The sequence below is a fragment of the Microcoleus sp. LAD1_D3 genome, assembly GCF_036702135.1.
Taxonomy (GTDB): domain Bacteria; phylum Cyanobacteriota; class Cyanobacteriia; order Cyanobacteriales; family Microcoleaceae; genus Microcoleus.
In genome coordinates this window covers 128,724-141,631 of the sequence record NZ_JAUBSB010000006.1, presented here as the reverse complement: position 1 = coordinate 141,631, position 12,908 = coordinate 128,724, and the positions used below count along the sequence as shown (strand labels likewise).

General features: G+C 46.7%; 4 protein-coding genes, 1 tRNA gene and 2 CRISPR repeat arrays (1 of these 7 only partly in view). Of the genes, 3 read left to right on the top strand and 2 right to left on the bottom strand.

All coding sequences use genetic code 11. The annotated features are described in order from the left end of the window. A CRISPR array of direct repeats spans positions 1–3,907; the repeat unit is 36 nt; unit sequence GTCTCCTTTACCACTTCCCCGCGAGGGGATTGAAAC (it extends 15 nt beyond the left edge of the window). A gap of 55 nt (positions 3,908–3,962) precedes the next feature. After that, positions 3,963–4,809, bottom strand: a protein-coding gene (locus QUA74_RS05495; protein WP_333325883.1) for an IS5 family transposase whose coding sequence is annotated in 2 segments (ribosomal slippage) — positions 3,963–4,061 and positions 4,063–4,809 — 846 coding nt in all. Because the reading frame shifts where the segments join, the coding sequence is not laid out codon by codon here. A gap of 64 nt (positions 4,810–4,873) precedes the next feature. Next, a CRISPR array of direct repeats spans positions 4,874–6,001; the repeat unit is 36 nt; unit sequence GTCTCCTTTACCACTTCCCCGCGAGGGGATTGAAAC. A gap of 612 nt (positions 6,002–6,613) precedes the next feature. Next, on the bottom strand, positions 6,614–7,504 hold the full coding sequence (gene crtR, locus QUA74_RS05490; RefSeq protein WP_333325881.1) for a beta-carotene hydroxylase: 891 nt from the start codon (positions 7,502–7,504) through the stop codon (positions 6,614–6,616). Positions 7,505–7,936: 432 nt separating this feature from the next. On the opposite strand from crtR, the gene pyk reads away from it, so the two are divergent. From pyk to QUA74_RS05475, 3 genes are all read left to right on the top strand, one after another. After that, positions 7,937–9,724 carry a pyruvate kinase gene (gene pyk / locus QUA74_RS05485; RefSeq protein ID WP_333325878.1) on the top strand — a complete coding sequence of 596 codons (1,788 nt, stop codon included), beginning with the start codon at positions 7,937–7,939 and terminating at the stop codon, positions 9,722–9,724. Between the two features lie 94 nt (positions 9,725–9,818). Further along, positions 9,819–9,890 (top strand) — tRNA-Thr (locus tag QUA74_RS05480). A gap of 528 nt (positions 9,891–10,418) precedes the next feature. Further along, on the top strand, positions 10,419–12,899 hold the full coding sequence (locus QUA74_RS05475; RefSeq protein WP_333325875.1) for a protein kinase domain-containing protein: 2,481 nt from the start codon (positions 10,419–10,421) through the stop codon (positions 12,897–12,899). Positions 12,900–12,908 lie beyond the last annotated feature (9 nt).

Here is a 12,908-nt window from a genome sequence, read left to right as displayed (position 1 = left end):
TCCCCGCGAGGGGATTGAAACTAACAGGGGAAGCAAGACCAAACATGGTTAAGCTAGAGTCTCCTTTACCACTTCCCCGCGAGGGGATTGAAACGGTATCGTTACCTTTCCCAGAGCGCATGTAATCATCGTCTCCTTTACCACTTCCCCGCGAGGGGATTGAAACTTTCACTACATCATAGCCTCTAATTTTTCAAAAAGCGTCTCCTTTACCACTTCCCCGCGAGGGGATTGAAACGTTAGGTTTGAGTTGCACAGATGAGCTGTTTTTCTGTCTCCTTTACCACTTCCCCGCGAGGGGATTGAAACTTGTGGGTGCTGGCGTAGGAGCCATTGTTCCAGTCTCCTTTACCACTTCCCCGCGAGGGGATTGAAACCTTTTAACACTGAACTGGAGGACAGTGAAGCAATTGTCTCCTTTACCACTTCCCCGCGAGGGGATTGAAACCCTAAATGATCCAATTGAAGCTAATTCAAGTACTGTGTGTCTCCTTTACCACTTCCCCGCGAGGGGATTGAAACGGTCTTGGTTTGACTTGTCCGGGTCTTTCCGGATACCGTCTCCTTTACCACTTCCCCGCGAGGGGATTGAAACCTCTTTCGTTACTTTGAGCTGCTAAACTACTTGGAAAAATAAGTCTCCTTTACCACTTCCCCGCGAGGGGATTGAAACGTTCAGATCCAGTGAGAATGAACTCACGGACAGTCTCCTTTACCACTTCCCCGCGAGGGGATTGAAACTTCTACATCGCCACTTCCGGTCACAATATATGACTTACGTCTCCTTTACCACTTCCCCGCGAGGGGATTGAAACTTTAGAATGTCGTTCCCTTGGTCTCCACTGACGTTGTCGTGTCTCCTTTACCACTTCCCCGCGAGGGGATTGAAACGTTCCAGTCGTAGGAGCTGGAGTAGTTGCACCACCGCGAGTCTCCTTTACCACTTCCCCGCGAGGGGATTGAAACGTGATGACTGGTGCAGACACAGGATCGGCCCAAAAGTCTCCTTTACCACTTCCCCGCGAGGGGATTGAAACGACAGTTACAGCTGGTTGTCCAAATAGCCTGCCAAGTCTCCTTTACCACTTCCCCGCGAGGGGATTGAAACTTGAATGGATTGGACAGCGTTGGGTCCGCTAATGTTCATGTCTCCTTTACCACTTCCCCGCGAGGGGATTGAAACTTTAACCTTTCCGCCATCACTTGTGCGGGAGTCCACTTGTGTCTCCTTTACCACTTCCCCGCGAGGGGATTGAAACGTTTTGCGACTAGTCGAAGGGAAGCTTTGCCGGAGTATCTCGTCTCCTTTACCACTTCCCCGCGAGGGGATTGAAACAATTCGGCTCCTCGTACAGTGGCTACAACTGCATCTTCGTCTCCTTTACCACTTCCCCGCGAGGGGATTGAAACTTCTTTGTACGTCCCTTTAAAATCCCCCTCTTTAACAGGTCTCCTTTACCACTTCCCCGCGAGGGGATTGAAACGAAAATGTTACCATCATGAATCTCAATGTCAAAAATTCGTCTCCTTTACCACTTCCCCGCGAGGGGATTGAAACTTTTTTAAGCAAGTTTCTTCATCTGAGGATATGGTCTCAAGTCTCCTTTACCACTTCCCCGCGAGGGGATTGAAACGATTATTGGGAGTATCCCCACTTGCCAAAGCAAGTTCGTCTCCTTTACCACTTCCCCGCGAGGGGATTGAAACACTTCCATCGGAGCCATCTGAGCTTTAGCACCAGGAACGTCTCCTTTACCACTTCCCCGCGAGGGGATTGAAACTTTTGGTGTGGTTAGATTTAACTTCTTTGTGGAAACCATTGTCTCCTTTACCACTTCCCCGCGAGGGGATTGAAACTTTAGTAAGTGAAACCCATACACCCCAATACTGTAGAAGTGTCTCCTTTACCACTTCCCCGCGAGGGGATTGAAACAAAAGAGACAATGCTTGAGCTTTTAGCTCTACAGTCTCCTTTACCACTTCCCCGCGAGGGGATTGAAACTCGAAGCTGGAGGAGTTGCCATTGAACCATTTGGGTCGTCTCCTTTACCACTTCCCCGCGAGGGGATTGAAACATTACAGTCATGTTCGGAGCCATTTGTGCAATTGCACTAGTCTCCTTTACCACTTCCCCGCGAGGGGATTGAAACGTTTTTCAAAGTTTAATGGAATGCATCCTGAAACTGAGTCTCCTTTACCACTTCCCCGCGAGGGGATTGAAACTTTTGATGGCAATTGGTGTTGCAGTGTCGTTGTCTCCTTTACCACTTCCCCGCGAGGGGATTGAAACTTTTTGGCTTTCTGTGGGAATTCTAGAATTACCCTATCGTGAGTCTCCTTTACCACTTCCCCGCGAGGGGATTGAAACAGTCCAACACTAGGATTCGAGCCACCTGTGCCTGGAATTGTCTCCTTTACCACTTCCCCGCGAGGGGATTGAAACGAGCTGCGCCACCACCAGTCCATGTGGAAGGTAACGTCTCCTTTACCACTTCCCCGCGAGGGGATTGAAACGAGAGGGGGCAAGTAGAGGTCAGCTAATTATCGGATGATAAGTCTCCTTTACCACTTCCCCGCGAGGGGATTAAAACTTTTCGGTTCTGCTGCTCATTTCTTTCCCGTGCCTTAGGTCTCCTTTACCACTTCCCCGCGAGGGGATTGAAACAAAAAGTACACTTCCCCAGACGGTTATTCCCCATGACCTTAAGGGTCTCCTTTACCACTTCCCCGCGAGGGGATTGAAACTAGAGTATATGCAGAGAAGAATTGTATAAAATTCTGTCTCCTTTACCACTTCCCCGCGAGGGGATTGAAACCATTTAACTCTGGATCAAGGTAAAGCAAAACCTTGGGTCTCCTTTACCACTTCCCCGCGAGGGGATTGAAACCCAACAGCGACAATCTTACCTACCCAATTTCTTCTTGGTCTCCTTTACCACTTCCCCGCGAGGGGATTGAAACGTTCCACCGCTGCCCGGGAATGTCCGAATGGAAGGGTATGGTCTCCTTTACCACTTCCCCGCGAGGGGATTGAAACCAAAGTAGAACTTTTCAAAAAGATACATGTCCCGTCTCCTTTACCACTTCCCCGCGAGGGGATTGAAACTCGGAGCAAATTTGTTTGCTTTCGGAACAATATCGTCTCCTTTACCACTTCCCCGCGAGGGGATTGAAACGAGTTTCTTTCTGACTGCCAACAAAAAGTCCGATTTGTTTGTCTCCTTTACCACTTCCCCGCGAGGGGATTGAAACAATAAGCTGAATTTCACCACTAGGAACTATACCAACTGGAGTGTCTCCTTTACCACTTCCCCGCGAGGGGATTGAAACTTAAGCTTCGCTTCCTCCTGTTTCATCTAGTATGTCTCCTTTACCACTTCCCCGCGAGGGGATTGAAACTTTTTGGTAATCATGCTCGCCCAGGCGGCGAGCAACGTCTCCTTTACCACTTCCCCGCGAGGGGATTGAAACTAAAAAAGGCGTTTGCAACCTTTATGTTCTTCCGAAATGTCTCCTTTACCACTTCCCCGCGAGGGGATTGAAACGTGAAAGTATCTAAACCATTGACTTTAATCATTCCATTGTCTCCTTTACCACTTCCCCGCGAGGGGATTGAAACATTTCATTCACTACTTCCGACATGATTTTTTTCCCTAAACGTCTCCTTTACCACTTCCCCGCGAGGGGATTGAAACTTCCACCACGAAGAGTGTCATTACCAGCACCACGTCTCCTTTACCACTTCCCCGCGAGGGGATTGAAACGTTATTTTTTCCTCTCCTTGTGCTACAACGATGAAAGTCTCCTTTACCACTTCCCCGCGAGGGGATTGAAACTCTCCACGAAGCAAGTCATCTCCAGCTACGCCATTGTCTCCTTTACCACTTCCCCGCGAGGGGATTGAAACTTGGTAGCCATCTTGATTATCTGACATGTTTTTCTATAGACCTCTTGCGAAAGTCTCAGGCGATCTCTAATTTAGTCTTTAAAAAAAGTTCATAATTATAAATACCAGCGATCAAATTAAATCTTAATCCGAAGCGCCTTCTTCGATTCCGATATCAGAGGTGAAAGTATTCTAAATATATTTAAACTTCGATGTATATTTTCAATAATAATTCTCTCTTTTGCTAGTAGGCGATTTAAAACTTTTTCTGCTTGACTCAGTTCTTTATTCTTGGTTTTTTTGATGGGGGTTCTACTATTAGTATGAATCTTTGTGATTCCTTGATAACCTTTATCACCTAAAATTTCAAGTTCTTTATTCATCCCGATTTTGCTTTCTTTAAACAAACTAAAATCATGCGTTTTCCCGTTACTAAAAGCTGTACATATTATTTCGGTACTTTTTGTGTTGGCTAAAACTTGCGATTTTATTGTATGATATTTTTGCTTGCCACTATAATATTTCTTTTGCTTTTTTTGGGGACGCTCTATTTCATGCTCTGACACATCCACCGCTACAGTTTCTATCTCATTTTGACTTTGATAAAGATTTTTTTTGCCAGGTAAGTTAAATAAACCTGAATTTATTAAAGCTTTCTCAGTTTTAATTACAATTCGATAAGCATTTGATTCATTAATACCCCATTTAATTCCCAGATGAAAAAAAGTAGGATATTCTCGCAAATAGGATAATGTCATTAAGATTTGGTCTTCTTCGCACAATTTACTTGGTCTTCCTGATTTTTTTTGAAAAAATTTTTCTGCTTTGACTATTTTTACCATCTCTTTGAATGTCTCTTGATGTAGTCCACAGTACCGTTTAAAGTCGGCGGGGTTTAACTTTTGTACTTGTTCGTAATTCATCTTATGGGAGCTAATTATTTCTTTTATTTTACCTAGAACGAGCGCACTTTCGCAAGAGGTCTTATGTCTCCTTTACCACTTCCCCGCGAGGGGATTGAAACGTAGACATTTAAAACGCCTGTGCCAACGGTCAACCCGAGTCTCCTTTACCACTTCCCCGCGAGGGGATTGAAACTCGTGTGTACCTTGTCCCCACGGGACATAGCAGTAAGTCTCCTTTACCACTTCCCCGCGAGGGGATTGAAACAAGTATTTCATCGCCTTCTCTTGCGACGATTGCATGATTGCAGCAGGTCTCCTTTACCACTTCCCCGCGAGGGGATTGAAACACTTTTAGTTTCCATTTTCTCTCTTCTCCGAAATTTTTAGTCTCCTTTACCACTTCCCCGCGAGGGGATTGAAACATTTTGTCCTCTCCTTAAAGGAAAGGAAGGGCGGTAAGTCTCCTTTACCACTTCCCCGCGAGGGGATTGAAACGTCTAAATCAACAGCGTAATAGCTGTCTCCCCGAAGTCTCCTTTACCACTTCCCCGCGAGGGGATTGAAACAAAAAGTAATTCTTCTCCAAGTTGCAAAGTAATTGTCTCCTTTACCACTTCCCCGCGAGGGGATTGAAACGTTCGGCTTATATTGCTGCCCATTGAAAGCTCCAGGTACTCGTCTCCTTTACCACTTCCCCGCGAGGGGATTGAAACTGATGCCGCCGTCGCGACTGTAGCCTTCTGCTTTATCGTCTCCTTTACCACTTCCCCGCGAGGGGATTGAAACTCGAACGTTACACCGTTTTTGCCCACTTGAGCATCAAGTCTCCTTTACCACTTCCCCGCGAGGGGATTGAAACAGTAAAAAACCCAAACCCTTCAAATTTTGAAATCTGTCTCCTTTACCACTTCCCCGCGAGGGGATTGAAACCGTCTTTTGCGGGGCCGATACGAATTCCGTGTCTCCTTTACCACTTCCCCGCGAGGGGATTAAAACATGGGTGAGTTCCGCAAGCATGTTTGCCGGAAGAACGTCTCCTTTACCACTTCCCCGCGAGGGGATTGAAACTTAAAGATGTAAGAGGGGCAAGGGTGCCCAGTATTGTCTCCTTTACCACTTCCCCGCGAGGGGATTGAAACGATTGGTCGGTCTCCTTGGCTACTGGAGTTTGAGTGTCTCCTTTACCACTTCCCCGCGAGGGGATTGAAACCACATCTGCTTGAAATTTTTCCATTTCTTTGCAACGCCATAATTTATGCACTCCGACCAAAGAAACCGGGTTTTTTACCGAATCTGTGGACTACAACCAAATATTTTCGTAAAAAAACCCGGTTTCTGGGCCCCTACTTAGCTTCTTTACGACTTCCCCAAGAGGCGATTGATATCAAATCCGGTGGCATCGGAATTAATCTTACCCACAGTCAGGAGACGGCAGTGCCTTTCGTCGTGTCAACTTAAGACTGAAAGCCTTGAGAAATTTCGTTTTTAACCGAGTCTAGATCCCCCTAAATCCCCCTTAAGAAGGGGGACTTTGAGCGCCTCCGGTTCCCCCCTTCTTAAGGGAATTACCTGGCTACCTCCTTTCTCATTCAAAACTAATTGGCGGACTTTGAGCGCCTCCGGTTCCCCCCTTCTTAAGGGGGGCTAGGGGGGCTCGACAGCCTAATCGTCAGACAGCAGACCCCTACTACGTTTGACCTTAAGTTGATACCACCAAAGGCAGTGTCGTTTCCCTACTCAAACCATTACCCCCAATTGCATTTGCCTTCTTCCTTCTGCCCTACAAAAAAAACCCGGCCTCTCAAAGAAACCGGGTTTTTGGTCAATCAGACGCTTTCTTGTGATGCAGCCTAATCCCTAAAAAGATGTCATATATAAAATTCCAAAAGTCCTTTTTCCCTTCCAATATTCCTAAACTTTGAGGGGAACCTTTCTCATCCAACAGCGGCTTCACAGCCTCATAAGCAGGCTTGTAATTGTACCAAGGAATAGAAGGCCACAAGTGATGAATCAGATGATAATTCTGCCCCAAAATCAAGATATTTAGAATAGGACTAGGATATACTCTGGCATTTTTCCAACGATCGCGATCGTGAAACGGACGGTGCGGCAAATAATCAAAAAATAACCCCAAGGCTAATCCCACCACCATAGCAGGACAAAACCAAAAATTCAGCACGTAACCTAAATGGTCGTACTGAATCGAGATATACACGATCGTGATCACAAACACACGGCTGAAAAACCATTCCAATAATTCGTATTTCCGCCACAGTTTGCGCTTAAAGAAGAAAATCTCGTGGTAAAAAAACCTCGCAGCAATCAACCACAAAGGCCCGCCGGTCGAAACATAATGGTCTGGATCGTTATCTGGGTCATTGACATGGGCGTGATGCTGCATATGTACCCGCGTAAACACCGGGAAAGCAAAACCCAACATCAGCGCGCTACCGTGTCCCAAAATAGCATTAACTGTGCGATCGCGATGGGCTGCATTATGAGACGCATCGTGAATCACAGTTCCGGCCATGTGCAACGCCAGCACGTTCAGTGAAAAACAGCACCACTGCGGCCACCCCCAACACCAGAAACCCAAGTTAGAAATCACGATAATCGCTACTGCACTCAAAAACAGCAGCAGTGTCGGATTGAAGTCACCGGGAGGACTCAGAAACTCTTTCGGCACTGTCAGTGGCCGTCCTGCCTCCGACATCTTTGTTAAGACTCCTTAATATTTCACACTTGCGTAGTATAAGATACAAGCTGGATAATAGTAAAGTTTTATGAAAGAACTGAGTCCGATCGCCAGAAACTAGCGTCTGCACAAACAGGAAAGTATGGCTGTTGTACAGGGATACCAGTGCTAGATTAGCCAAAAGAGCTCAGCAGACCAAATAAAATAAACGGGTATGTCTGTATTTATGTCAAGCCTGAGAGCGGAAAAATTTGCAAAAAAGAGCGCTCCCCAAGAAAAAATTACCGATCGGTAAAAAGTCAGATATTCTATATATTGTTCAATACCTGCTTTTTTGACGACTATCAAAATTTTTAAGAGTTGAGACTAGCGTCATTGCTTGTAGTGCAAAGATGAAACGTTAGCCGAAATTTAAACAAGAAATCCACCTGCTTCCCCAGAACACCGCTGATGCAATTGCCAAAAGCCCTACGCCGGACTAAAATCGTCGCCACCATTGGCCCAGCAACTTCGGACCCACAAGTGCTGCGCCAGCTTATAGAAGCCGGTGCCACAACTTTGCGACTCAACTTTTCCCACGGAACAGAAGAAGACCACCAGCGCAGCATTCGCTTAATCCGGCAAACATCCTTTGAACTCAACCAGCCGGTTGCCATCCTCCAAGACCTCCAAGGCCCGAAAATTCGTTTAGGGCGCTTTGAGACAGGCTCTATAGTTGTCAAAAACGGCGATCCTTTCATTCTCACAAGCCGCCAGGTTCCAGGTACCGAACTCATTTCTTCCGTCACCTACGACCCCCTAGCAGACGAAGTTCCAGAGGGAGCAGTGATTCTGCTCGACGACGGCAAAGTGGAAATGCTGGTCGAAAAAGTAGACCGCGCGGCGCGGGAATTGTACTGCCGCGTCGTCGTCGGCGGGCCCCTTTCCAACAACAAAGGCGTGAATTTTCCGGGAGTCTACCTGTCAATTAAAGCGCTGACTGATAAAGACCGCAAAGATTTAATGTTCGGCCTCGACCAAGGTGTCGATTGGGTGGCCCTGAGCTTTGTGCGGAATCCCCAGGATATGCTCGAAATTAAAGAGCTGATAGCCAGTGCGGGCAAGCAAGTACCAGTCATTGCCAAGATCGAAAAGCACGAGGCGATCGAACAAATGGAGGAAATTCTCACCCTTTGCAACGGCGTGATGGTCGCCCGCGGCGATTTGGGCGTGGAACTGCCCGCCGAAGACGTGCCGATTTTGCAAAAGCGCCTGATTGCTACCTCCAACCGCCTGGGTATTCCGGTAATTACCGCTACCCAGATGCTCGACAGCATGGTGAACAATCCCCGTCCCACCCGTGCCGAGATTTCCGACGTGGCCAACGCGATTCTTGACGGAACTGATGCCGTGATGCTCTCGAATGAAACTGCTGTCGGCAAGTTCCCCGTCGAAGCGGTGGCGACGATGGCGAGAATTGCGGTGCGGATGGAGAGGGAAGGAATTAAGCGGAATATTAGGAATGTAGAAGATATTGGTCGATCGATCCCCAACGGTATCAGCCAAGCAGTCAGCCAAATCTCCGAACAGTTGAACGCGGCGGCGATCATGACGCTGACCAAAACCGGCGCCACAGCCCGAAATGTCTCGAAGTTCCGACCCAAAACTCCGATTTTGGCAGTTACTCCTCACGTAGACGTAGCCCGACAACTGCAATTAGTATGGGGAGTAAAACCCTTGCTGGTGTTGGATTTGCCCTCCACCGGCCAGACATTTCACTCTGCCATGACAGTCGCCCAGGAAAAAGAGTTAGTGTGCGACGGAGATTTAGTGGTGATGACCGCCGGTACTCTGCAAGGGGTTGCCGGATCGACGGATTTGATCAAAGTTGAGGTAGTAACAGCAGTTTTAGGCAAAGGCACCGGTGTCGGTTTGGGATCGGTGAGCGGCATGGCCAGGGTTGCTCGCACTGCTGCGGATGTGGCGAATTTCCACGCAGGAGACATTTTGGTAGTGGAGCACACCAGCGTCGCTTTTGTGGAGATGATTCGGAAAGCGGCAGGTGTGGTGACGGAGGAAGACAGTTTGACTTCTCACGCCGCGATTATCGGTTTGCGCTTGGGCGTGCCGGTGATGGTGGGCGTGAAGAATGCCACGCGGATAATTCGGGACGGAACTATGCTGACGCTCGATATGCAGCGGGGTTTAGTTTATTCCGGGGCCAGAGGCGGCTCAACTGACACGGAAGTGACCGTTTAACTGTTGGTGAGCTAGGAGTTGTGAAGTTGTGAATTAAATTCTACAACTCCTTGCTTTTTTCGCTTAGGCTGTGCTATAATTCAAAATTGTCTGTGCCGATGTAGCTCAGGGGTAGAGTATTCGATTCGTAATCGAACGGTCGTGGGTTCAAATCCCACCATCGGCTTGCAATAAAATACCTATTTTCAAGGGTTCTACAGTTTATGAATGCTGTATAACCTTTGTTTTTTCCATGACTTGTCTATGGTTGGTCTATTTTAGTGAGGAATGCAAGTCCTCGGATTTGAATGCGGACTGAAGTCCTCACTACGAACCTATTTCATCGCGGATTTTAAGGAGGACTGAAGTCTTCACTACTAAGCTATTTGATTGCCAATTTTTATGGTTTTTAGTCAGGACTAAAGTCCTCGGATTTTAATAAGGCCTGAAGTCCGAGGCTGCAAACCTATGGCATTGCGGATTTTGTCGATCAGCAAAAATACCAGATTGGGGCTGGCTATTGCTTGTCAAATCCTTGCCAAACGTCAAGGCAAAATTGAGGTAAATTGCTAAAGAGGAAAGGTAACACAATTTGTAATTACTTTGCCGATCGCTAGTGTTTCTAAAACTTAACAGAAACTTAACAGAAATCGCTGTAATTGTGCGGCACAATCAATTTTAACGATCGCAGCCAGTTAGGAATAGCGAAAAATTTATGTGCCTGCAATCAGGATATATCCTGCGCCAACGTTACCAAATTGTCAGTGAATTAGGTCGGGGAGGGTTTGCGAGGACATATACAGCTAGGGATTTAGACATACCCCACGATCGCCTGTGCGTCGTTAAGGAAATTAGGCAGCCAAGCGATCGGCAACTCTTACCAGAAGCACAGCAGCGATTTGAAAGTGAAGTTCGAGCTTTGCACCGATTGGGCAGACACCCGCAGATTCCACAGTTATTCGATAGCTTTGAAGAAAATGACAATTTTTATTTAATTCAAGAATACATTGAAGGACATCCGCTCAGGAAAGAAGTCGCTCCAAATATCCAATGGACTCAAGAGCAAGTAATTGAATTTTTGCAGGATATCTTGCCAGTTATCGCTTTTGTTCACAAATACAATGTCATTCACCGCGATATCACTCCTTCTAACTTAATTCGGCGCGATTGCGATCGCCAAATAGTTCTGATTGATTTTGGGGCGGTCAAAGAAATCAGTTCGCTGGAAATAACTGATTCGGGAAAGACTATCAGCAGAACTATTTATACGCAAGGATATTCGCCGGCCGAACAATTTGCTGGTAATCCTCAATTATGTAGCGATATTTACTCTGTAGGTATTGTCGCTATTCAAGCCCTCACAGGCTTGTGTCCTGCTAAAGATTTCCTGACAGATTCCCGGCGGGGCGATATCGTTTGGCGCTACTCGACTCCCGATCGCTCTATGGTACAGATTAGCGCCGGCATGGAAACGATTTTAAACACAATGGTGCGCTACAACTTCCCCAATCGCTACCAATCTGTTGCTGATGTTTTGCAGGATTTGAATTCGATTGCTGATGTTTTGCAGGATTTGAATTCCATCGCCACATTACAGTCGCCACTGTCACAGAATGGGAATGTGCCAGAACAGTTGGAAGACGATCGTTCAATCGCATTCCCACCGCCACCGCCGCCACGCAATCGATTTTCTCGATCGCAGTTTCGCCGATCGCTATTGGGAATTCCAGGAATTATTGCCGGATGTGCGATCGCCCTTTTTCTTGACAACATTCTTACCCCGAAAACTTGTCTTTTAGTGCAAGGTGATGCTTTAAGCTGCGGCGAAGAATCTCTCCTAAAATCCTCGACTCCTCGATTAAAGCAAGCAGGAGTTAATGAATTTGCCAAATCCAATTATCGGGAAGCATTTAATTACTTTAAAAGGTCGTGGCATGAAGAAGAACGCAAAGATCCAGAAACTTTAATTTACATGAATAATGCCTTATTAAAGGCTAAAAAAGCCGATTATTACACGCTCGCCGTTATCGTTCCCGTTCGCAAAAACGAACAAGGTAGAGCCGAGATCGATTTGCCTAAAGAAATCTTGCGGGGGGTTGCTCAAGCGCAAACGGAAGTAAATTTAAACTTATTCAATTCTGAGAGAGATAGCAACCTAAACGGTTTAGAATTTCAAGAAAATCCAGCTATGAAAGGTAAAGGTTTACAAGTCATAATTGCTGACGATGCCAATCTAAAAGAAGAGTCGATCGCCCGCGCTAATTCCCTAGTCAAACTGGGCGGTGTTTTGGGCGCGATAGGTCACTACACTAACGCAATGACAGCCCATACAGTCGATATTTACAACCACAATAATTTAGTATTAATTTCCCCCGGCAGTACGACGGAAGCAGCCACAGAAAAACCCCGAAAATTTTTCTTTAGGACTGTGCCTCGGACTAAAGTTAGTGTTGAAGTATTCGCGAAATATCTGATTGAAAGAAAAGGTCAAAGCAAAGTAGCGGGTTTCTACAGCACCAGCAGCGAAGCCACTTCGTCTTTTTGGGAAGAATTTAGAAAACAGTTTAGAGAACGGGGAGGAAATACTGCAAACATCACCGAATTCGATCTGTCACACAGCGACTTTAACGTGAAAAAAGCCATACAAGAAGTCAGGCAAACAGAGAAAACAACGATCGTTTTAAGTCCGAGTCACATCCCGCTCGCCATTAACAATGCGATGGCACTTTTCCAAGCCAATCTCGACCGCAATTGGGTTGTCGGCACCGGGGGAATATACAGTCAAAAAACCTTAGAATCTGCGAGTAAGTTACCGTCTTTTGAGAAAATGGCGGCCGCAGTTTCTTGGCATCATTTAAACTCTCCCAACCGCAAATTCCTTGAGGATACTCGCAAGCTTTGGGAAGGAAATGTCAGTCACCGAACTGCATTAACCTACGATGCGGCTAAGACGCTGATTGAAGCCATAGAAGAGCAGCAGCAACCCAGCCGCGAAGGGATGCAAAAAACTATTGCAAATCCAAATTTTAGCGCCACCGGAGCCACCGGAAAAATTCAGTTTGACAAAACGGGCTCGCGCAAAAATTTTAGTCCGATATTAGTGCATATTGTCAAGTGTTCTAAGGAGAAGTTTGGCGTGACTTTTGTGCCGATCGAATTTCCGACAGCAGCAGCGGCGGGTTTAAACTGCGATTGATCGTACTAC

What these genes read in the sequence shown, in the direction of transcription:
- crtR (WP_333325881.1), bottom strand. Translation starts at nt 7,504, where the DNA reads ATGTCGGAGGCAGGACGGCCACTGACAGTGCCGAAAGAGTTTCTGAGT.
- pyk (WP_333325878.1), top strand. Translation starts at nt 7,937, where the DNA reads ATGCAATTGCCAAAAGCCCTACGCCGGACTAAAATCGTCGCCACCATT.
- QUA74_RS05475 (WP_333325875.1), top strand. Translation starts at nt 10,419, where the DNA reads ATGTGCCTGCAATCAGGATATATCCTGCGCCAACGTTACCAAATTGTC.